11 protein-coding genes and 1 pseudogene are annotated in these 23,386 nt (G+C 56.5%); 6 read left to right on the top strand and 6 right to left on the bottom strand.

Going from position 1 to position 23,386, the window contains the following annotated elements:
* Positions 1-4: 4 nt before the first annotated feature.
* Positions 5-928 (bottom strand): LysR family transcriptional regulator, encoded by a 924-nt coding sequence (locus H3H45_RS16535; RefSeq protein ID WP_182834798.1) that lies wholly within the window; start codon positions 926-928, stop codon positions 5-7.
* Positions 929-1,024: 96 nt separating this feature from the next.
* Between H3H45_RS16535 and H3H45_RS16530 the strand changes: the two genes are divergently transcribed.
* Together H3H45_RS16530 and cysD are read left to right on the top strand one after the other, a co-directional pair.
* Positions 1,025-1,882 (top strand): DUF6671 family protein, encoded by an 858-nt coding sequence (locus H3H45_RS16530; RefSeq protein WP_235983768.1) that lies wholly within the window; start codon positions 1,025-1,027, stop codon positions 1,880-1,882.
* On the top strand, positions 1,879-2,814 hold the full coding sequence (cysD, locus tag H3H45_RS16525) for a sulfate adenylyltransferase subunit CysD (RefSeq protein ID WP_182834797.1): 936 nt from the start codon (positions 1,879-1,881) through the stop codon (positions 2,812-2,814). Before H3H45_RS16530 ends, cysD begins: the two co-directional genes overlap by 4 nt.
* 136 nt (positions 2,815-2,950) lie before the next feature.
* On the opposite strand, the gene H3H45_RS16520 is transcribed toward cysD, so the two are convergent.
* Both H3H45_RS16520 and H3H45_RS16515 read right to left on the bottom strand, forming a co-directional pair.
* Positions 2,951-5,392: a YbcC family protein gene (locus H3H45_RS16520; protein WP_182834796.1), complete on the bottom strand. Its 2,442-nt coding sequence runs from the start codon at positions 5,390-5,392 to the stop codon at positions 2,951-2,953.
* Positions 5,389-6,915, bottom strand: a complete 1,527-nt coding sequence (locus H3H45_RS16515; protein ID WP_182834795.1) for an NADH-quinone oxidoreductase subunit L — start codon at positions 6,913-6,915, stop codon at positions 5,389-5,391. The genes H3H45_RS16520 and H3H45_RS16515 overlap by 4 nt, the downstream gene beginning before the upstream one ends.
* 103 nt (positions 6,916-7,018) lie before the next feature.
* Between H3H45_RS16515 and H3H45_RS16510 the strand changes: the two genes are divergently transcribed.
* The 4 genes and pseudogenes from H3H45_RS16510 to H3H45_RS16495 all read left to right on the top strand — a co-directional run bounded on the left by H3H45_RS16510 (position 7,019) and on the right by H3H45_RS16495 (position 11,020).
* Positions 7,019-7,891 carry a LysR family transcriptional regulator gene (locus H3H45_RS16510; protein ID WP_182834794.1) on the top strand — a complete coding sequence of 291 codons (873 nt, stop codon included), beginning with the start codon at positions 7,019-7,021 and terminating at the stop codon, positions 7,889-7,891.
* Positions 7,892-8,034: 143 nt separating this feature from the next.
* Positions 8,035-8,229 (top strand): annotated as a pseudogene (locus H3H45_RS16505) (integrase); the annotation flags it as partial.
* Between the two features lie 122 nt (positions 8,230-8,351).
* On the top strand, positions 8,352-10,304 hold the full coding sequence (locus H3H45_RS16500; RefSeq protein ID WP_182834793.1) for an LTA synthase family protein: 1,953 nt from the start codon (positions 8,352-8,354) through the stop codon (positions 10,302-10,304).
* The gene (locus H3H45_RS16495) at positions 10,301-11,020 is read left to right on the top strand and encodes a phosphatase PAP2 family protein (protein WP_182834792.1); all 720 of its coding nucleotides are present in this window, start codon (positions 10,301-10,303) and stop codon (positions 11,018-11,020) included. The genes H3H45_RS16500 and H3H45_RS16495 overlap by 4 nt, the downstream gene beginning before the upstream one ends.
* Positions 11,021-11,203: 183 nt before the next feature.
* Here H3H45_RS16495 and H3H45_RS16490 read toward each other — a convergent pair whose 3' ends face one another.
* The 3 genes from H3H45_RS16490 to H3H45_RS20355 all read right to left on the bottom strand — a co-directional run bounded on the left by H3H45_RS16490 (position 11,204) and on the right by H3H45_RS20355 (position 23,370).
* Entirely contained in the window at positions 11,204-12,403 is a 1,200-nt protein-coding gene (locus tag H3H45_RS16490) for a hypothetical protein (protein WP_182834791.1), read from the bottom strand.
* Complete coding sequence (locus H3H45_RS16485; RefSeq protein WP_182834790.1) at positions 12,403-13,545, bottom strand: nucleoid-associated protein; 1,143 nt, start codon at positions 13,543-13,545, stop codon at positions 12,403-12,405. Before H3H45_RS16485 ends, H3H45_RS16490 begins: the two co-directional genes overlap by 1 nt.
* Positions 13,546-14,541: 996 nt before the next feature.
* Entirely contained in the window at positions 14,542-23,370 is an 8,829-nt protein-coding gene (locus H3H45_RS20355) for a calcium-binding protein (protein WP_182834789.1), read from the bottom strand.
* Positions 23,371-23,386 lie beyond the last annotated feature (16 nt).

Below are 23,386 nucleotides of genomic sequence, written 5' to 3'. Positions count from 1 at the left end.
GACTTCACTCCGGCAGCGTCGGGGTATCCAGCGGCACTTCGGCGAAGCGACTGAAGACCTGCGCCGCCGGTGACGGATTCTTGGTCCGCCAGCGCACCAGGTACCAACGGTTGGGGATCGGAAATCCCTCCACATCCAGCTCGACCAGGTTGCCCGGTGCAGTGTGGATCAGGGTATGCCGCGACAGGATGGCAATGCCCAGCCCCGCCGCGACGGACTCCTTGATCGCCTCGTTGCTCTCGATGGTCATCTGCGGCTTCAGCACCCAACCAAAGCGGGCAAAGTGTTCCTCGACGGCCAGACGCGTACCGGAGCCAGGTTCGCGACTAAGAAAAGGCTCGGTCGCCAGCTGCTCCCAACGGATGCGCTGACCGGTGAAACGATGGCCGGCCGGGGCGATCACCACCAGCGGGTTATCGGCCAGTGGCACGGTGTCCAGATCCAGATGGCGCGGCGGCTGGCTGAACACATAGAGATCGTCGCGGTTGTCTTCCAGGCGGCGGATCACCTCCGAGCGGTTGGCGATGTTCAGCTGCACCTCGACCTGCGGGTACTGCCGGCAGAACGGCCCCAGCAAACGCGGGACCAGGTACTTGGCTGTGGTCACCGCGCCCAGTCTGAGCTGGCCGGCAGTGAGGCCGTTGAGCTGAGCCAGGCGCATTTCCAGGTGGTCGAGAGCATTGAAGATTTCCCCCGCGCCAGCCTGTACCTCGCGCCCGGCATCGGTCAGGTGCAAGCGCTTGCCCAGTTGCTCGAACAGATTCATGCCCAAGGCCTGCTCCAGCTTGGCGACCTGAGTAGACACTGAGGGCTGGGCCAAGTGCAGGGCGCGTGCCGCCTCGGTCACGCTGAGGCGCTCGGCCACGGCAAGAAAGGTTTCCAGCTGGCGAAACGTAGTCTGGCGGGTATGGAAGCGCGGCCTTTTCATTGCTAAATACCGATGATTTTCAGGCTGATAATCTATTTTTGACTATATCAAGTACTGGTGAGAATGCCTGTATCGTCATTTCCAGGGATTATCGCCATGTCTGCCGCTCTCGCCCCGCATGAGCAACCCACTGCATTGACCCAAGTGCAACCCGTTGCCTTCCTCACCTGCCACGACAAGGGCCGGTTGGTCACCGATGCCCTGGCACCACTGGGCTTGTGCATCGAATCGATCAGCAGCTACGACACCGACCACTTTGGCACCTTCAGCCGCGAAGTCGCGCGTACGGGCAGCGCCCACGACACCGCGCTGAGCAAGGCCAAACTGGCCTGTGCACTGGGCGGGGTGCGCTACGGCCTGGGTAGTGAAGGCAGCTTCGGCCGTGATCCGCATCTGGGCTGGATGCCCTGGGACTACGAAATCCTCTGCCTGTGGGACGCTGAGCTGCAGTATCCGGTGTATGCCCTGGCCGGCTCGGGGGCGACCAACTATGCCCAGCTCGAGGTCGACAGCCTTGAAGGCGCCGAGACGTTTATGCAGCGCGCGCGGTTTCCCGAACATGCCCTGATTCTCGGGCGTCCCGGCGAAAACTGGTTCCGCAAGGGCATTCGCGAGCGCGACTGGCTGCTCGCTCAGCTGGAATGGCTGCTAACTCGCGCACCGAAGATCTGGCTGGAGACCGACATGCGCGCCCACCTCAACCCGATGCGCCAGACGGTGATCCGTGATGCCGCCGCGCAACTGGCGAAGCGCCTGAGCAGCCATTGCCCGAGCTGCCAGGCACGCGGTTTTGCCGTGGCGCGCAGCGAGCCTGGCCTGCTCTGCGTGGACTGTGGCCTGAGCACCCCATTAGCGGCCGCACACATCTGGGTATGCCCGGCCTGCCAGCATAAAGAACGACATCCTGTTACCCAACTGGCCAGTGCCGGCCACTGCGAGCAGTGCAACCCATGAATGCATTCGTCCCTGCAAATCAGCGCTTGAGTCACCTGCGCGCGCTCGAAGCCGAAGCCATGCACATCCTGCGCGAGGTAGTGGCCGTGATGCGCAACCCTTGCCTGTTCTATTCGATTGGCAAGGATTCCACCGTGCTGTTGCACCTGGCGCGCAAGGCCTTCTTTCCGGGGCCGCTGCCCTTTCCGCTGCTGCACGTGGACACCGGCTGGGAGTTTGCCGAAATGGGCCAGTTCCGCGACCGCCTGGCCGCGCGCCTGGGCCTGGACATGCGCGTACACATCAACTCGGACGGCGAGCGCCTGAACATCACTCCGTTCTCCGTGGGTTCGGCCAAGTACACCGACATCATGAAAACCGAGGCACTGAAGCAGGCGCTGGCGCAGTACGGTTTCGATGCCTGTTTTGGTGGGGCGCGCCGCGACGAAGAGAAGTCACGGGCCAAGGAGCGTGTCTGCTCCTTCCGCGACGCTAATCAGCGCTGGGACCCCAAGCAGCAGCGGCCGGAGCTCTGGCAGCTGTACAACACGCGGATCAACGCCGGCGAGAGCCTGCGGGTATTTCCCCTGTCGAACTGGACCGAGCTGGATATCTGGCAGTACATCCACCTCGAAGGGATCGAGATCGTCGACCTCTATCGCGCGGCGCCGCGTCCGGTGGTCGAGCTGCACGGCACGCTGATCTGCGTGGACGACGAGCGCCTGCTGGCGCACCTCACCCCGGAGCAGCGCGCGGGCATCCAGACCCGCTGGGTGCGTTTCCGGACCCTTGGTTGCTACCCGTTGACCGGCGCCGTCGAATCGCAGGCGCAATCGCTGCCAGAGATCATCCAGGAAATGCTGCTGACCCGGACCTCCGAACGCCAGGGCCGGATCATCGACCATGATCAGGATGGCTCGATGGAGAAGAAGAAAATCGAGGGGTACTTCTAGCCGATTCGCAGCACTGAATAAAAAGCCGCCTGAATCAACAGGCGGCTTTTCATTTGCGCCACGTGCATCACGCGGCGTGTGCTGACCGAGAGGCGACAAGGCCGCGCCGTGCAGGCGCGGCTCTGATCGCTCAAGCTTACGGCAGCGGTTGCCAGCCTGTTGCGATGCGCCGCTCCAGCTGGGCGGGTTGACCGTCCAGGCGCAGCAGGTACAGCCAGCCATGCAGAACCAGGTCGCGCACCACGGCGTGATTGTCGATGACCCGATCGATCATGGCCTGAGGCGCGTCGATCACCACATGCAGGCGCAGCGGGCGATGCATCCACTGCTGACCATCGTGCAGCGACTGGCGGGCCAGGCCGATGCGCAGATCGCCGCCGTTGCCCTCGAACACGCCGATATGCCCGCCGACCACGTTGTGCAGCAACTTGTTGCCGCTGCCAAACCGCGCATTGTCGGTGGTCGAGGTGAAGTACTGCAGGTTGATCCAGTGCGCCACCACCATGGGCGCGGTCATGATCAGTTCCAGCACGGCGCCCTCGGTATCCTGGCGCCAGTCGTAGTCGTGCAGGAAGGTGCGGCCCTGCAGGTCGACGCCGCGGGTGCGCGCGCGCGGCGCGGCAATAAACGCAGCGTTGTTGGCCAGGCCCCATTCGGGCCGGGTCTGCGACCAGTCACGGGCACGCCGGCGCAGCCGATCAAGCAGTTTGACCGGCTGCGCCTGCAGCGCCGTCAGGCCCAGCCCGGCGGCGCGCTCCTGGCGTACCTGGGCTGCGGCCTGATCCAGCGCTTGGCGCACGCGCAGCCAGTCCGCTTGCAGGGTGGCCGGAATGGCCTCGTGGGCAAACACCTGCACCTCGTCGGTGGTGGTGTTGTGCAGGCCCGCCAGCACATGGCAGTGCGCCGGCAGGTCATGCCCGCGCTGGCGCAGTTCGACGCGCACTTCGCGGTCGTTGAGCAGGTCGGCCAGCAGGCGCGCATTGACCTCGCCGCTCTGCCCGCAGCAAGCACCGCAGTCCAGCCCGGCCGCCTGGGGATTGTTGGCACTCTGGCTGCCGTGCCCGAGCAGCACCAGCAGCGCCGGGACCGGACCGTTGAGCCCCATGGCCTGGAGGATGCGCGCGGCAAGATCAGTCTTCTCGGTCAGCGACAGGGCTGGCAATTGCGGGTGCAACTGCTGCCACTCGGCAGGACGCCAGCCGCTGCGATGTGCTTCTTCAGTACCCGAGGACAGGCCACAGGTGCGCCCGAGCAGCGCTCCCGCATAGCCCAGGCCAACACTCTCGACCAGGGTAAAGGTCGACGCCGGCAGGCGTTCGAACAGACGCCAGCGTCCCTGACGGGCCATCCGCGCCTGGCGGCGCTGCGCCAGGTGGTTATCCAGCGCGGCATCACCGCTGCTATCGCTGACCTGCAGCTGCGGTGCCAGCAACCCCGGCAACTGCGGGCGGGTGGCGGCGGTGCCCAGCGGCGTATAGGCAATGGGCAGGCCGAAGAAGCCGGCGAAACCACCGGTCTCAAGGTCCGGGCAGACTTGCTCCAGGGCACGGCGCAGGGGTTCGGAGCGCACATCGATGCAGAAGAACAGCTTGGCCAGCGGCGCCTGCGACAGAGCTGCCGGTTCCGCCCGGCAGAGTTTCTGTTGCAGTTGCTCCTGCCAGGCCAGCTCGTCAGCCCGTTGCCAGAGCTGCAGGGCCTGCCAGGCGTCTGAGGGGGGCTGTTGCAAACCGGCCTGCCAGGCCGAGCGCCAGCGCTGCCAACGGCTCTGCGCATCACGCTGGCGATCATCCACCAGCCACTCCCAGGCGGCGCGGATGGCCAGCAGCTCCAGGGTGGTTTGGTCATCCTGCCCCTGCAGGTTGGCCTGCCAGCGTTTGTACGCACACCAGGAGGCCCAGCCCAGGCTGCGTAGCAACAGGCAGTCGAACCACGGCGCCCAGTCCTCGGCGCTCAGCCCCAGGCGCTGCACCGCAGCCTCAAGCGCCGCGTGGGGCTGCAACGGCAGCTCGGCAATGCGCCCGTGCAGGTCGCGGCAGTCACTGAGTACGCTCAACCCTCTGTCCGCCAGCATGCTACTGCGCCAGGTCTGGTACAGCCCGGCGCCGGCTTCCGGGCGCCAGTCGGCCTGTTCGTGGTCGAACCAGGCGGCGCAGCACTGGCCAATTTGCTGGGTGATCAGCACCGGCCAGCCCGGTAAAGGGATGCTGGGATCGGCCAGGTCTTCCAGCAGAGGCAGCCCAGTGTGTGCCGCAGGCGGCATCTCCAGGGCCTGCAGCAGCTGTGCGATGGTCCAGGGCTCGGCCTGTTCCGCCAGGGCTTGCTGCAGGTGGCGTGCACCGATGCGCCCCTCCTGCCAGGCGCTCCGGTAGTCTTCGGCGCTTAGCGTCAGCGGGCTGCCGGCACGTTGCCAGAGTTCTGCGGCGACGGTTGGCCAGGCGTGCTCACGCCGCTCCCACAGCGGGTTGACAGCGATCATGCGGTCCAGCGGCCAGGTCGGGGCGATGCGCGCACAGGCCTGACGCGCAGCCTCGTGCAGCGCATCCCGGTCGAGGCTGGCGAAGTGTTCGAGCGCAGTCATGGACGGTCTCCAGTAGGCGAAGTCAGGGGCTGGGGCGAACGCACCGGCCACAGGCGGAAGGTCAGACGGGTGAAGTGCTCATCCAGGTAGAAACCGGCAAAGGCCAGCGGATACAGGCGCTGCGTCAGTGCGCCCTGGGGGCGCGCCAGGATCAGCGCCTGCAGCAGATACAGGCCGACAAACAGCAGCAGGGCCAGCCCGGTCAGCAGCAGCGGTGCCTGCGTTAGCGGGGTATCCAGAATCCAGGCGGCGGCCTGGTGCCAGAGCAGGTAGGCCGCCAACAGCAGCACGAACATGCTCAGCCCCTGCAACACCTGCCAGCGGCGCAGGCACCAGGGGGCCAGACCGATGGCGAGAATGGCCAGGGCCACCAGAGGCAGCTCATGGCCCGGCTGTAGCCAGGTCCACGCACCCTGCAGAAGCGCCAGGGCCAGGCCGGCCAGCAACAGGGCCCACAGCAGATCACCCAGCCCCGGCCGCACAACAACGGGCTGCAGGGCATGTTGGCGCGCCTGGGCCACCGTCTCGCCTGCAGCGAGGAAGGCATGGGCCTTGTACAGCGAGTGTGCCAACAGGTGCACCAAGGCCAGTTCGTAGAGCCCCAGGCCGCACTCCAGCAGCATCAGGCCCATCTGCGCGCAGGTCGACCAAGCCAGGCGGACCTTGATGCTGATGCGCGTCATCATCACCAGCGCGGCGAGCACTGCGGTCAGGCCGCCGACCACGACCAGCACGCTTTGCGCCGGCACGGCGGCAGAAAACAGCGGAGCAAAGCGCAGCAGCAGGAAGCCCCCTAGGTTGACCAGCCCAGCGTGCAACAGCGCCGATACCGGCGTCGGTGCTTCCATTACCTGGATCAGCCAGCCGTGCACTGGCAGCTGCGCCGACTTCAAGATCACCGCCAGGGCCAGCAGCAGCGCCGCCAGTTGCAGGTCCCAGCCGAGCTGGCCGCTGGCCTGCAGGCGACTGTTCACGGTGTCGAGAATCACCGCGATGCTGCTGTCACCGCCAGCACGCACCAGCAACCCGGTGGCCAGCAACAAACAGACATCGGCCAGGCGACTGGCGAGGAATTTCTTGTGCGCCACCACCAGGGCCTGCGGACGGTCGCGGTAAAACGTGAGCAGCTGATGCAGGCACAAGCTGGAAACAATCCAGGCAGCAACCAGTAGCAGCAAATCGGTGCTGGTGACCACCGTGGCCACTGCCGCCAGCGTACCGATCAAGGCCAGCACATAACGCTGCTGCCCGAGCTCGCCCTCCAGGTAGCGCCGGGAATAGTCGATGATCACCAACGCCAGCACACTGACCAGCCCCGCCATCGCCAGGCCCAGTCGATCATCAGCCTGTTGGTTCAGAGCCGCTTGTAGCCAGGCCACCAGAACCAGGCTCAAACCGAGGTAACCGGCGCCTCGGGCTGGCCACCAGAAGTGCTCGCGAGTGTGCAAGAGGCTGGCCGGAATCAGCGCTAGGGCATACACCCAGGGCAACAGTTCGACCAGGGGCGCAAGAGTGATCGGCACGGACGTAGCTCCTAATCCATCGAGTGGCCTTAGTCTCCCGTAGCGGTTGATCTATTAAAAATAGATTGATATGAATGAATCGTTCTTTTTTTAGGAATTAAGCGTGCGCCGACTCAACTTTCACCACCTGCACTACTTCTGGGCCGTGGCCAAGGAAGGCAACCTGACGCGCGCCGCCCACTCGCTGCATGTGTCGCAATCGGCGCTGTCCACGCAAATCCGTACCCTGGAGGACGAGCTGGGCCACGTGCTGTTTATCCGCAGCGGTCGTAGCCTGACGCTGACCGAAGCGGGACGACTGGTGCTGGACTATGCCGAGAGTATCTTTGCCCTGGGTAGCGAATTGCAGATGACCCTGCAAGGCGCGCAGCAAGACGTCCAGCCCTTGCGCATCGGCGCAGTGGCGACCCTGTCGCGTAACTTTCAGGAAAACCTACTGCGACCCTTTCTCGGCCGTGCGCAGGTGCGCATCACCCTTGAGTCCGGCAGTTTGGAGGAGTTGCTGGAGCGTCTGGCATTGCACAAGCTGGATGTAGTGCTGACCAACCAAGCGGTCAGTGGCGATGGCCAGCGAGCCTGGCGCTGCCGCCTGCTGGACCGGCAGAGCGTGTGCCTGGTGGGGCCTCCACGGACGGGGCTGGCACCGTTCACCTTGCCCGCTGATCTGCAGCAGGTACGCCTGATCGTGCCGGGACGCAGCAGCGATATTCGCAGCCAGTTCGAGGTCTACTGCAACAGCCACGGTCTGAGCCCGCACATCTGTGCCGAGGTGGACGACATGGCCATGCTGCGTCTGCTGGCGCGCGACTCCGGCGACATCGCCTTGCTGCCCGCCGTGGTGGTTCAGGACGAACTGCTCAATGGTAGCCTGCAGCTTTACGCCGAGCTGCCGGACATCGCTGAGCAGTTCTTTGCAGTCACGCTACAACGCCACTTTGGCCTTGGCATTCTTGATGAGCTTCTGAGTCAGTCTTGATCGCAAGGGATGAAACATCAACACGGAGCCAAGAGTCATTGGACTCTGGTCGCGCTCACAAATACTCAACGGTCGCTTCTGGCCGGTTAGCGAGCACTGCTTTGGCTAGCCATCCTTGTCCTTCCACACGTAGAGGACTTTCCATGAACATCATCGCTACCTACAGCCGGCAGCCCTGGAACCAAACACAATTGGTCGGGCAGAAATACCCGCTCCGACTGAGAGATCTCTGGGCCATCCGAGTAAGGCTTCAAATTGCAGAATTAACCCGGGATTTGGTCCTCTACGATCTGGCAATCGACAGTAAGCTTCGAGCCTGCGACTTAACCAAGCTCCGTGGTTGAATCCACAGCCGAAAGCAAACAGATTTAGCAACTAACGTTCTTTTCACTTCTCTTTCACCAGCTTTCGACGTGACCCCGCACATGCTGCCGAGCGTATTTACTACTCGGACACCCGCATGCTGCTGCCCCGTACCGCGCCCCTGCGCTACCTGTTCCTGCTGCTTGCCTGTTGGCTGGCGATATTCCTTGCCACCCGTGTGCTCCTGCTCATCGGCCACTGGGGTGAGGCCGGCGGCCTCGCCCCAGACGTTTTTTCCGTCGGCCTGCTCTACGATCTCGGCTTCCTCGCCTACGCAGCGCTGCCGCTGGGCCTTTATCTGTTGCTCTGCCCGCCCGCCTTGTGGCCTCGACCGGGGCATCGCCTGTGGCTCGGTCTACTGCTGCTTATCAGCCTGTTCGCCATGTTGTTCGTTGCTACCGCCGAGTGGCTGTTCTGGGACGAGTTCGGTGTTCGCTTCAACTTCATCGCCGTGGATTATCTGGTGTACTCCGACGAGGTCCTCAACAACCTGCTTGAGTCCTACCCACTGGGTCTGCTGCTGAGCGGCCTCGGCCTGCTCGCCGCGTTGCTCGGCCTAGCCCTGCAGCGGCCGCTGCGCGCCGCCCTGCTGGCGCCGCTGCCGAGCTGGCCGGGCCGCGCTCTGGGCATAGCCGGAATGGTGCTGGTGGCAGGTCTGAGCGCCCTGCTGCTTGACCAGGACAGCCCGCGTGGCCTAGGCGGCAACGCCTATCGCCATGAGCTGGCGAGCAACGGGCCGTACCAGTTCTTCGCGGCCTTACGCAACAACGAGCTGGACTACCGGCAGTTCTACAGTCAACTGCCGGAAATCACACTGTCTCCCGTGCTGCGCCGGGAGCTCGATGAGCCGACGGCGACCTTCGTTGGCAGTGATCCTTTGGACGTCCGCCGACAGATCGACAACCCCGGCAGACCGCGCCGGCTGAATGTCGTGCTGGTGACCATCGAGAGCCTCTCGGCCAAGTACCTAGGCAGCTTCGGCGACCCGCGCGGGTTGACCCCAAACCTTGACCAGCTACGCAAGCAGAGCCTGTTCTTCAACAACTTCTATGCCACCGGCACCCGCACCGACCGAGGCCTGGAGGCCATCACACTGGCGGTGCCGCCGACTCCCGGGCGCTCCATCGTTAAGCGCATCGGCCGGGAGGCTGGCTATGCCAGCCTCGGCCAGCAGCTTGCCGCCCAAGGCTACGACAGCGTGTTCGTCTATGGCGGGCGAGGCTACTTCGACAACATGAATGCCTTCTTCTCCGGCAACGGCTATAGGGTGGTGGACCAGAGCAGCGTCAATGAGACCGACATTCACTTCAAGAATGCTTGGGGCATGGCTGATGAGGATCTATATGCCAATGCAATCAAGCTGGCCGACGCTGACCACGCTGCGGGAAAACCCTTCTTACTGCAGCTGATGACTACCTCCAACCATCGCCCCTACACCTACCCGGACGGGCGTATCGACATAGCCTCCGGGGACGGCCGCGAGGGCGCCGTGAAGTATACCGACTGGGCCATCGGGCACTTCCTCGAACAGGCAAAAGCCAAGCCCTGGTTCGACAATACGCTATTCGTCTTCGTCGCCGACCATTGTGCAGGTAGCGCGGGCAGGGAAGACCTGCCGGTTGTCAACTACCACATCCCGCTGTTCCTATATGCCCCCAAATGGCTGGCGCCCCGTGAAGATGGCCAACTGGCCAGCCAGATCGACCTGGCGCCGACCCTGCTCGGCCTGCTCAACCTGGACTACCAGTCCGCTTTCTTCGGTCGCGACCTGCTCAAGCCCAACGCCGCAACGCCACGGGTACTGATCGGAAACTACCAGCACCTAGGTCTGTTCGATGGCCACGATCTGGCTATCCTAAGTCCACGCGGGCAAATGCGCCGACATGACGACGCGCTAGGCGCCAGCCGCGAGTATCAAGTTGATAACAACGACCCGCTGCTGCAACGCGACATCGCTTACTACCAGGCGGCCAGCCATGACTTCCAGAACGACCTGCTGGGCTGGCACAAGCCGGAGCCAGAAGGAACATTGGAGGTTGGACAGCAGTGAACTCCTCTCCTTATTTTGACCGGCGTTGGTGGTATGGCGTACCCCTGGCACTGCTCGCCACGCTGCTGATATTCGAACCGAGCCGCCTGGACTTTGCCGTTGCCGACCTGTTCTACGTCCATGGCCTGGGCTTCATCGGTCGTCACAACGACTTCCTTGAGGAGGTTCTTCATGATCGCGCTAAGCAGCTGACTATCGCCATCGGCGTGCTAGCCCTTGCGGGTTTCCTGCTCAGCCTGCTGCCCACACGCCTGCGTCCATATCGCCTCACCTTGGGCTATCTGGTACTGGCGATGGGATTGGCCACCGGATTCGTCACACCGCTAAAGAAGCTCACCCAAGTGCATTGCCCCTGGAGCCTCGAGCAGTACGGTGGGGCCGAGCACTTCTCGCCGTTGCTTGGCCCTCGTGCCGCTCCAGTGGAGAAGCCCGGTAACTGCTGGCCCGGTGGCCATGCGGCAGCCGGCTTCGCCCTGTTCGCGCTGTACTTCGCCCTGCGTGACCGGTACCCGCGCAGCGCCAGAACGACACTGATCGCCGCAACGGTACTCGGTGTGCTGTTCTCCCTGGTGCGTATGGCCCAGGGCGCACATTTCCTCTCGCATAACCTGTGGACGGCATTGCTGTGCTGGTTGATTAGCTTGGCTCTATACGACCTGATGCTGTACCGCCCATTGCCGCATCTGGCTGCTGGCTTAGCCGCAGAAGCCGAGTAGGCTTGCACTAGCATCTTTGTCCGCTATTGGTCGAGAGGCGCTTGATGCGACAGGCTCAATGCGGCCAAAAGCCCCCCTCAGAACCAATACTGTGGTCTGTCCCCAATTGTTCGCCGATTGTTCAGACGGTTTTTAGCAGGCTGGAGGCCTTGCGATGTTCTGCACTCTATCAGGCGATAGCAGTCACCCAATGAAAAGGTGTATTGCCTTGGTTGCAAGGATTACCGCAACGCCCCATACGGGCAGCCACGACACCTTGCCTAATATTTCGAAAGTATTATTTAGCGATCTTACTTGCTTCTCAAGCTGGGTTGCGGTTTCTGCAAGTAACTCTTGAATTCTTCTAGGGTATGTATTCATCCTAGACTCAAAACCTTCAAAAGCCATGGTGAAACTGTGCTGAAGCCTCTTTACCTGAAGCTCCTGATTCTTAATCGTTGACAGCAGAATGAACGAAACAATCACCAGTCCAACTGATAGCACCCACACTTCCAAGGGGTCATTGCTTTTGTAAACCAATAAAATTCCGGCGAAAGACACAGGCAGCGCAAGTAGCTTACCTGCAATATCACCAAGAATTCCGCTTAAGTTCTTCGCATACTCCAGCTCAGCGCGAGCGACCTCCTGCCGAACTTTCTCGAATGAAAATCCATGAACATAAGACTGAAGGTTAATTCGGTATTGAGAAAGAATTTTACTCCATTCTTGAACTACAACCATGAATGGGTTACCACAGTCCCCGGCCGCATCTAAAACATCAGCTATGGACAACCTGAACATCATCACGCGCTCAAGTAAGTTAGGCTTGCTGGAGTTTTTAGGGTGGAGAATCTGCTCCAGCAGGTCCAAATGATTCAGCCGTACCTCTGCCATCTCAGGAGTAACCTTGGTAGCAATCAGGAACGTACGCGGAGGCTTCACTCCATCTTGAGGTAGGGCGAAAAACAGATTGAAAAAGGCCCGATTCGTCTCCCGATCAACCCCTATCGCCAGCTCCGAGAGCAGATGCACCAACCTACAGACTTTCTTGAGGTTTGCTATCGGCTCAGGTGCACTCTTCTCTGAAAACATCCAGTTCAGATCTACTATGTAGATATTTTCAGGAAACACGCCCTTATTAATAGAGGTGTTACCAGCCAAGAGTGCCTTAATATCTGGAAAGAACTTGCCGTGCTCATTAGACGGTAGCTTAAAAGTAAATGAGCACCCTTTTTCAGGTGAGTTCTCCACTTCCAAAAAACGGCCCAAGTGCTGAGGTAGCTCTTTCAGAGCCTCAAGCTTATCCGCAAGGCCTTTGTCGTACTCCCCTTCATAGGAAAAGGCGCCATCTATAACTGGCTTACGACCTGTTGATCTGTATAAATCAACGACCTTGGCGAACATTATTTATCCCTGCTTGCTATCTCTTCCTCAATCAGAGATATTAGCGAATCAGGTAGGTTGGTCAAGATTAACTTCTTAGATTCCTCATCATAAAACACATCTGCAACTTCCTCTTTGCCTAAGGCGCCACGCTCGAACTGAATTGACCAACTTGCAGCCTCAGATTTAATTCGGGTCTTCTCTTTAAGACCTTTTGCGTTAACAGAGAATTCTACCGGAACCTTATACTTCTCATCATTAAGGAAATCCTTAATGCCTTCAATATGCTCAGCGAGGTCCTCAGGCACATTCTTTACAGCCGCGAGGCAAACACCATCCAGTCGCGCTGGCTTTTTATCTTCCAGTTGCTTTTCGAGGTACTTAATTACCGCCTCTTTGGCTTTGTAGCTAAACCCCTTTAGCGCTGGTTTGGACTGAAAGAACGCGACGACAGCATCGATTGCTCCTTTCGTAGCTCTGCCAGACGCAACGCCTTTCGCACACCCAAGCGCGTAGATGAAATAGTCAGACGCTTGGCTGTCTCTCCCGCGGCTTACGAAGCACAGGTAGGTCGTATCAATACGCTCTTCCAGGGCTTCTTTAGCCTCTGCGTCATCCTCCATTTCAGCCTCTTCCTGAGCAAGCTGGTGCGTGATGTATGCAAAGTCATTGACATTGATACGTGCAGCCTGCTGGACCTTATTCAGATCAATTTCCTGAATCTCTTTGGGTACATAGTTCTCATCGAGCTGAATGCCTCCCCTCTGCTTCATGCTGGCGACCAGGAAGAACTGGGAGCCTTGGGACTCATATAGAGCGCACAGGATATGACCGCCGGTCGACAGCACGCGCTTTGCTGCCTGCTCGACCAGTTGATCCATCACGAGATGTGAGAGCGAAAGAAATGCTGTAGCGTCAAGCAGGTTGCCGGTGTACGCATCAAAGGCAGCAGGGAAAGGCCCTTGTCGCTCGTCATTCGAAAACTGGCCGTAAACAACGCTATTGCCAGTGGTGCCAATCAGACCATTAATGCCTTGCGCCAACGCGATTAGCGCCCGGTTCTCGGTATCTAGAACGATATCTTTTTTGACGACCTTACCAATCACATCGGTGTGAGCTTCTTTGGTGAAGCTGTGGATGATGGCGTGCTGGAGGACAAACATTTGGAGATCCTTCTCTGGATAGTCTTTCATGGTGTCATAGCGACATCACAGCAAGAACTGTATATCCATCCAGAAAAGAATATCAAGTAATCATCTCAGGTCTCCAGCGCCCAAGAACAGAAAGAGCGCCGAAGGCGCCCTGTCTATGCCATTTACGGCCCATGCCAAACCGAACTCAAGCTAACCAAGTCGGGGACTAACCATTCCTCGGCGTGCCTAGCATTTGATGCTTGCGCACCGCAATTCCCTCTCAATAAAAGGGCATCACGCCGCCTTAATCGCCGACCAATGCCCTTTTGGTCATACCGTGGAGCGACGAAAGCCGCTCCACCGCATCGACCTTGCTCTTGCATAATCGGGGGCAGACCACGATTAATTTCACTTCTACCTATGTTGTTCAAGCCAAACCGGGGTCTATCCCTATGGATAGTAATCTTGGCTGGTCGGTTTGAGGGCACGCCGGAAACACTGGCGATGCTCGTCATGCCTGGCGCCGCTGCCCACTTGGCCTTGCCTTGTTGCGGCAGTCCAGTTTTCTTCGTGCATGGTCTGTTGGGCGATGGGGATACTGGCTCTATCCAGGTCACCTAGCAGTTCTGTCTCTGTTGAGTCTCTGAAAGGGCGTTCGTCCGCTTCTGGCCGGTTCTGTTGAAAAAGTCGGTTTCTGCGAGAGTAGTGTTTCGGCAGCTCAAGAATCGCTCGATTTCGGCGTTGCTACGTAAAAACCAATACAGCTCTGTCTTCTGAGCGAAACAGATTTCAACGTCGCTCACGCTCTTTCAAGGGCAAAAATCGCGACGGGACTTTTTCAACAGAATCGGCCGGTTGCAGCCGGTGACGACAGGCAGCTACCGGCCAGAAGCCGACGTTTTCGAAGGCTCGATATTGAGGTTTGGAGGCATCTACGAAACCGGGAACGAATGAATGGTGATCAACCAGCACATCAAAAAAGCTCAAGGCCCATATGGTAGGGCCTTGAGCTCCTTCAGCAGACAGTTACTGCCAGTTGGCAGCAATCACCGACGCCAGTGACGCTTGGTAATTCTCCGGTAGAGATGTCTGCCCAGCAGCAGGTGGAGCAAATGCAGCCATCGCATTAACCAGGTTCTGAACCTGGCTATCCAACAAGGTCTTGCCATCAGCCGTCTTGAACTGCTCGACGTGATAAGCGTTACCGAGGTACCAGTCCTTAACTGTCAGCTTGTCGGAAGTACCAATGACGCTCACTTCAAGGTTATTCGACAGTTTGCGGAACCAGAGCTGGTCGGTTGAGATACCGCTTAGGAACTGGGCGATGTCGGTATTACCTGCTGTGGAATCGTTCTCCACCGCCGTGTCAGCCCCATACCCGCGGCCCAGCACATAGGTGTCGTTACCAGTTCCTCCCGTCAATGTGTCTGCCGCACCCTGACCGTCCAATCTGTCGTTGCCCGCAGCGCCAGTCAGACTGTTGGCCCCAGCATTACCGATCAGAGTATTGTTGAGTGTATTGCCTGTGCCATTCAGAGCTCCAGTGCCAGTCAGAGTGAGATTCTCGACATTACTCCCCAGCGTCAGGGTGACGCTTGACTCGACAGTGTCTATCCCTTCATTGGCATTCTCTGTCACCGTCTCAGTCGTACCATCGACTACATAGGTGTCGTTACCCGCACCGCCCTGGTATTTGTCAACACCACCTTTTCCATCAAGACGGTCATTGCCGGCGCCACCGACCAATGTATTGATCACACTATTGCCGATCAACACATTGTCGAGGCTGTTGCCAGTTCCGTTGATCGCATTGGCTCCAGTCAACGTCAGGTTTTCAAGATTATTTGCCAGGGTTAGGGTGACACTCGACTCAACAGTGTCGATGCCCTCGTTAGCACTCTCCGTCACCGTCTCCGTCGCACCGTCAACTACATAGGTGTCGTTACCCGTGCCACCTTGGTATTTGTCGACGCCACCTTTGCCATCCAGACGGTCATTGCCGGCGCCACCGATCAATGTGTTGATTGCACTGTTGCCGACCAGCAAGTTGTCCAAGGTATTACCGGTGCCATTAATGGCATTGGTTCCGGTCAACGTCAGGTTCTCGATGTTATTTGCCAGCGTCAGGGTGATGTTCGACTCGACGGTATCGAGACCTTCGTTGGCGTTCTCCGTCACTGTGTCGGAGGCGATATCAACCACGTAGGTATCATCTCCCGCACCTCCAAACATACTGTCGACCCCAGCCCCGCCATCCAAACGGTTGTTACCAGCATTTCCACGCAAGGTATTGGCCAGAGTATTGCCTGCAGCGTTGAGGTTGCTCGAGCCGATAAGGCTTAGATTCTCCACATTAGCCGTCAGGGTCAGCGTGACGCTCGACTCAACTGTGTCGAGCCCTTCATTGGCATTCTCAGTCACCACATCGGACGTCGAGTCCACCACATAGGTGTCATCGCCAACACCACCGACAAGACTGTCGTTGCCTGCTCCACCGTCGAGTCGGTCATTGCCGACGTTACCAGTCAGGGCATTGGCTGCACTGTTGCCGCGCATAAAGTTATCAAGCGAGTTACCTGTGCCATTGAGAGCCAGCGCCCCAGTTAAGATCAAGTTTTCGATATGACTACCTAAGGTAAGCGTTACGCCGGACTCAATCGTATCGCTCCCTTCATCCGCATTTTCAATGACGTTATCGAATGTTGAGTCCACCACATAGGTGTCATCCCCAACCCCACCGACAAGACTGTCGTTACCTGCACCACCGTCTAACCAGTCATTACCAGCATTACCAGTCAGGGTATTAACAGAACTATTGCCTGTCAGAACGTTGTCCAACTCATTGCCCGTACCATTGATGGCGGAGTTACCAGTTAGCAGCAGGTTCTCAAAGTTCCCCCCAAGCGACCAGTTGATGGCTGACTGGACTGTATCGATCCCACCTTCAGCGCCCTCGGTGTACTCAAAGGTACGGTTCCATACATGATTGATGATATAGGTGTCACTACCTGTTCCTCCGCCAAGTAGATCACTCTCAAATCCACCGTTTAGAACATCGTCCCCGGCACCGCCCCATAGATAATCGTTACCAACCCCACCAATTAGCAGATCATTACCAGCACCACCGTCTACATAGTCATCGCCCGCCCCGCCATCCAAGGTGTCATTCCCTAACCCCCCGGCAATCTCATCCTTACCGCCGAGAGCTTGAATGATGTCATTCGAGCTCAATCCATACAGATAATCATCCCCCTCCGTCGCGAGCGGTGGAGTCAATTCCGATTCGACAGAAGCAAAATCCAGCAGGTCGCCATTACTGAAATATATCTGCACCCGGTAAGTGCCCGTTGGCCCTAGACCATCTACCTCATCAAAATAACCTTCAACAATCAGTTGCTCTCCAGTTTCGATGATGGTCAACAACAAGTCACCATACTCGCGTCCTACTGCAAAATCGGCAGCGACAAGACTCCCCGTCAGACGGATCGTTTGGATGTCAGCAACCTCATCACGCCAGTAAACAGTATCGTTCCCAGAGCCCTTGCCAAATAAATAGGTATCGTGACCGGCTCCGCCTTCCAGAGTGTCATCTCCAGCGCCACCATCTAGCGTGTCATCACCAGCGCCACCATAAAGTTCATCGTTACCGGCTAAGCCCTGTATGAAATCAGCCTGGCTAGACCCATACAAAAGGTCATCATCTTCCGTACCAACAGGAGAAATTAGCAAAGTATCGACAGCGTCAAAATCTAGAACAGTGCCATCACCCAGGTGAATTTGTTCAACACCTTCATAATTAACACCCTCTGCCCCTTCATATGGGAAGTAGTTATGCACTCGTAACTGATCCCCCGTGTCACGGATGGTTATTAGCAAATCATGGTCTTCTCGGCTGACTTCAATATCAGAAAGTGCGATATCCGCAGCCAAACGGATAATGTCAAATTTGTTGTCCGACTCATCGAAACTGGAAATGGTGTCGCTACCAGCACCGCGACCGAACAAATAGGTGTCGTTACCGGCCCCGCCATCCAGATTGTCATTGCCAGCGCCGCCATCTAAGGTGTCGTTCCCACCCTCGCCGAAAAGGTAGTCGTCACCAGCCAACCCTTGGATTAGCTCATCAGTGCCCGAGCCTGACAAAAAGTCGTCGCCGGAAGTAGCCCCTACTTTGGAAAGAACCGTATCAAAGTCCCACTGAGTTCCATCGGCAAACTGGACGCCCACGGCTTCCGGGTGGAAGCCATTTTCATCAACCTGAAAATACCCAGAGATCTGCAGCTGCTCACCCGTATCACGGATGGTTAAGATGAGGTCATACCAAGAGCGCCGAACCTCAATATCCGCAGTGTTAATTTCTGGGGAAAAACGGACGCTATCTTCCCATCCATGCGCCCCATCAACATGCGAAGTGGCATTAATGTAGTCATTACCCGAACCACGGCCGAACAAAAAGACATCGTTCCCAGTCCCACCTTCCAAATAATCATCACCCGCCCCACCATCCAAGGTGTCATTACCACCCTGACCGCTGAGGGCATCGTTGCCTTCTAAACCAGTAAGAATATTATCGGCTTCAGAACCTAGAAGGTTATCGTCGCCACTGGTTGCCACAACCCGAGAGCGCACATCTTCGAAATTCCATATCGTACCATCGGCAAAGTGAATCTCATCGACGCTAGGTGTACGTGTGTAGTTTCCTTCATCATCCGACTCAAACGAGAAATAATAATTGACTCTTAGCTGCTCACCGCTATCAAGGATAGTCAAGTAAAGAACATGGTTTTGGCAGGTAACCAAGATGTCGCTCGGCGCGATATCAGATGACAATTTGATAATGTCATTTTTGCCGAAAGTTAAATCTCGATTGGATATGGAGTCGCTGCCCTGACCGCGCCCCCAGAAGTAGGTGTCGTTTCCTGCGCCACCATCTAGGTAGTCATACCCAGCCCCGCCACTCAGGGTGTCGTCGCCATCGCCGCCATAAAGTCCATCGACCCCATCGCCACCCGATAGAACGTCATTACCACCACCACCATTTAACTGATCATCGCCTGAACCACCATCCAACATTTCATCAGCAATACCTCCTGTCAAATTTTGAGTTCCTGCCCCCCCAAAAATCGCCGACAAACGTGGCAGCTCGCTAACGATGGTGTAGTCCCAAACAGTGCCATCATCGAAATTGATTGCTTCGATGCGACCACCTGCTCCTTCTAGAAAGTAGTTCTCAATGGTCAGACGATCATTGGTTCCGCGAACAAGGAGTATTAAATTGTTACCCTGTTGAGCGATCAGGATATCGCTTGGTGAAATGCTATCGTCGAGCTTAATGACATCATGCTTTCCAACGCCATAGTCCGAGCTCGAAATGATGTCTTGGCCTGAATTTCGGCCAAATAGATAAACGTCATTTCCTTCACCACCATCCAATCTGTCGTCACCAACACCACCGTCTAAGGTATCGTTGCCGCTGCCGCCATATAGTTGATCGCTACCTGCACCACCCAAGAGCTGATCATCACCGGCCTGTCCCCATAGGAAGTCATCACCGTGACCGCCATCGATCACATCGGCTGACACGTAGCCGGTTAGAGCATCGTTGCCCGCAGAGGCAAGCAAAGACATCGCTTTAACTTGAGCAAAGTTCCATGTTGTTCCATCGGCAAAGCGAACTTCCTCCAGCGCCCACACACCAGTGCCATCATCAAGGAAGTAATTGGTGACCGTGACTTTGTCCGTCGAGTCCTTGAGCGACAAAATTAAGTCATTATCCCAGCTCGAGACTAATATATCCCCCGCAGCAATGCCTGCTGCAAACTCTATCGCGTCAGTCTTACCAGTACTTGTGTCATAGTTAGAAACACGATCTTGCCCCCAGCCACGACTAAAACGGTACACATCAGAGCCGGCGTACCCCATTAGCAAGTCGCTTCCATCTCCACCATCAAGGGTGTCATTACCGTCATCACCGATTAATGTGTCGTTGCCAGCCTCTCCAGAAAGAAAGTCGTTACTATCCCCACCCTCCAGGCGATCATTACCCGCACCACCAAACAAGCGGTCATAGTCCTCCAAACCATAGATAACGTCGTTACCCAAGCCACCTTTGATTAAGTCGTCTAGATCGGTCCCATTGATGGTGTCTGCACCATCCGTGGACGTAAATAACGAAGCCCGAACATCTTCTTCTGTCCAAACAGCGCCATTAGCGAAGCGAATTTCTTCCACCGCATAGGAAACGAAGTAATTTTTAATAGTGATTATGTCGCTCGCGCCATTAAGCGTAAGAAGTAGATCCGCACCATTACTGGCACGAGCAATCCTGATATCACTCGAAGAAATGTCGGCCGAAAACTCGATTTTATCGAGCTTATTTGTACTGCTGTCATAATTATCTAGGGTGTCTTGACCCCAGCCACGACTAAAGCGGTAGGTATCTGAACCCGAACCACCGGAAAGCAGATCATTACCTATGCCTCCCTCCAACAGATCGTCACCAATCTGACCTTTGAGAGTGTCGTTTCCGGAGCCGCCACTAATATTGTCATTACCATCTAACCCAGATAACACATCGTTCCCGAGGCCACCTGCAAGAACATCATTGCTTGAGTAGCCCGTTAGAAAATCGTTATTATCGGTTCCTTGCAGCACTAACTCTTTTATGTCATCGACAGTCCACATTTCGCCGTCCGCGAAACGGATTTGGAGAGAATAGTTACTTGCCGCTTCGTTCATGAAGTAGTCACTGACAGTGACGATGTCTGTTGTACCTTTGAGCGTCAGCAATAAGCTATAGCCATAGCGAACGATCTCAATTTGGCTTGAGAGGATGCCCGTAAACTCAATTAAATCTATATCACCAGCACTGCTATTGTAGTTTTCAATCGTATCTTGCCCCCATCCACGACTGAATCGATAGACATCTGAACCGGCATCTCCGGTTAACATGTCATCACCTATACCACCTTCAAGGGTGTCGTTACCTCCGCCGCCCCAAAGTGTGTCCTGACCGGCGCCACCAAGTAATACATCGTTGCCGTGATCTACCTCAAGTAGATCGGATGAATCACCAACCAGCTGATCATCATCGGCGCCACCATCAAGAGTGTCACTGCCACCACCGCCCCAAAGAGTATCGTTACCTGCATCACCATATAGACGATCAGCACCATGGTAAGCGACGGATAAGTAGGCTACCGGAAGATCACCGCCCAATTCATCGGCATCACCACCACCATGAAGCTCATCATTGCCACCTGCACCATAGATAGTATCCCGGCCTAAACCGCCTATCAGTGTATCTTTGCCGTGAAATTGGCCCGCTAGATCCGCCTCGACATAATCTCCGAACAGCAGATCGTGGTCATCACCACCATCTACAAAATCATTACCACCGCCACCATAAAAGGTGTCATTACCGGCCCCACCATCAAGCCGGTCATCAGATTGCTCAGTCCCGATTAGGTAAGTGGCATCGCCATGTAAAATGTCGTTACCATTACCGCCTAATAACTCGTCTCTACCACCTTCACCCTGCAACCAATCATTACCTGCTCCACCGTCTAGGTAATCATTACCTTGCACAACAACTGTTGAACCAAAGTCGTATATTGATTTTCCATAATCACCTGTTAGGTAATCATCCTCGCCTCCACCAAATAGGTAATCGTCACCATCAGTGCCGCCGAGTGTATCTTGACCACTCTCCCCAAATATCCAGTCGTTACCAAAGTGTCCAGCAATCCAGTCATTGCCTGCGCCCCCAAAAATAAAATCATTCCCGCCAGGAGCATCCGAATCTAGTATCGTAATCGGTGACCAAATACGATCGAACATATTGCCGTATTGCCTTACATCCCAGAGCAATGCATTGGGCACAAAGTTATTGTCACCCTCCAGGACATCATCTCCCGCACCACCCCACAATGTGTCTTGCCCATCCCCGCCGAAGAGTACATCGTTGCCAATATACCCAACCAACAAATCATTCCCTAAACCACCGCTAAGCCAGTCTCCTCGGCTAGCAGTACCGCCTTCCTGTGATTTTATTTCTTCTATGCTGATGACAGCATTTGCATAGAGCTGATCATCGCCGCCCCCACCAATGAGCACGTCCTCCCCCCCATTGGGCCCCCAGTATCCTCCTTTACCGTTGCCGCCAATTAACGTATCAGCCCCCTCACCACCATCTAACCTATCTTCATCTATCCCGCCATCCAGCAAGTCCGCACCCGCACCACCAAATAGCGTGTCCATGCCTGAACCACCTTGCAGATGGTCCTCACCCGCCTCGCCATATAGGTGGTCATGCTCATTTAGACCTTTAATTAAATCGTTTCCACCTGTCCCATAGAGCGCATCTGGAACATCCTCAACGACCCCCTCCTGAACAAGAACATTACGAAGAGCGTCGTATTCTGCCTGAATTCCCAATGTAATAGGATCGAAGTCAATTGGCTTTAAATCACCGACTTTAGTGAATGTGGTATCAATCGAAGACACGACAGCATCGGCCGCTGTAAACACAAGGCCCAGTGCGCCACGCTGGTAATTTTTAACAGAAATCAAATCGCTGCCGTGCTTAATAAACAAGCTCACGGAGCCATCTGACTCGCTTACTGAATAGTACGTGAATTTTTCGTCCGCACTTTTCCAAATCCCCGCTCCCGAAAGTACTTCCTTACCGCCACCGAGTCGAACGCCATCCACCCAGATACTGCCTTGCCCATCACTATCGATAATTTTGTCGGAACCATCACCACTATGGAACTCGTAGCGATCGTTACCTTCACCACCACTGAGGGTATCTTGCCCCTCACTACCAATAAGAGTATCTACCCCTTGGCCACCATCAAGCTCATCATTATTAGCGCCGCCATCAAGAAAATCATTGCCAACATCACCATGCAGGATATCGTCGCCACCAGCACCGGCTAAAGTGTCACTATCGTCACCACCCGTCAGGCGATTGTTGCCCGAATTACCAGTGATCTCGTTAGCAAGAGAGTTGCCCGTACCATCGATTGCCTCGTTCCCGAAAAGGGTGAGGTTTTCCACATCTTCGCCCAAGGTGAAAGTTACACTGCTTTCTACCGTGTCTTTGCCCTGCCCAGCCAACTCATGGACGGTATCCGACTCGTTGTCGACAATGTAGGTATCATCATCTTCACCGCCATACATTTTATCTGTGCCGACACCGCCATCTAGAGTGTCGTTACCACCATTACCATATATATAATCATTACCCTCGCCAGCGCTGAGAGAATTTTGACGAGTGTCACCAATTAAGAGATCTATGGAGTCTCCGGCCGGGGACGAGTCCCAATCAATATTATCAAGATCAACAATCACGGAGCGATCAATTGCCGCACCCCCAGTGTATTCAAAACCTAACGACAAAATACTGCCGTCATAATCATAGGAAATATATGAATTCTGCTGAGCCCCCAGGCATAACTCTGTATAGATGATATTAGCAATTGGCACTGTCTCCCCTTTGTAGTCGGTGGAAGTAGGCAAATCAAGCCACCCAGTCAGTGCATGCACAAGCTCGTGCGCAATAGCGGTAACGAGAGTATCTTTTACAGCCGTTCCATTGTCGTCAATAAAACACGCATTGGCGATCTGCTCCAAATCCAGATAAAGCTCACCAAAGTCAGGCTCCGCTCTAAACTCGCCCTCCGAAAACATCACCTCAATATTGTCGCTATACCTGCCAAGCCAGTCATCAACAATACCTCTCGCCGTAGGAGAGTCTTCATAAATAGTACGTATTGCCGCCAATATTGCGGCACTCTCATCCGGAGAGAAACCGCTTATAACTACTTTACTCTCGACATTGGAAAAGCTCATCCCTGCACCTCCTATA

The organism is Aquipseudomonas guryensis (assembly GCF_014164785.1).
In the GTDB taxonomy this organism is placed as follows: Bacteria; Pseudomonadota; Gammaproteobacteria; order Pseudomonadales; family Pseudomonadaceae; genus Aquipseudomonas; species Aquipseudomonas guryensis.
The sequence above is the reverse complement of the archived record's forward strand: the minus strand, read 5'-3'. Positions and strand labels throughout refer to the sequence as shown.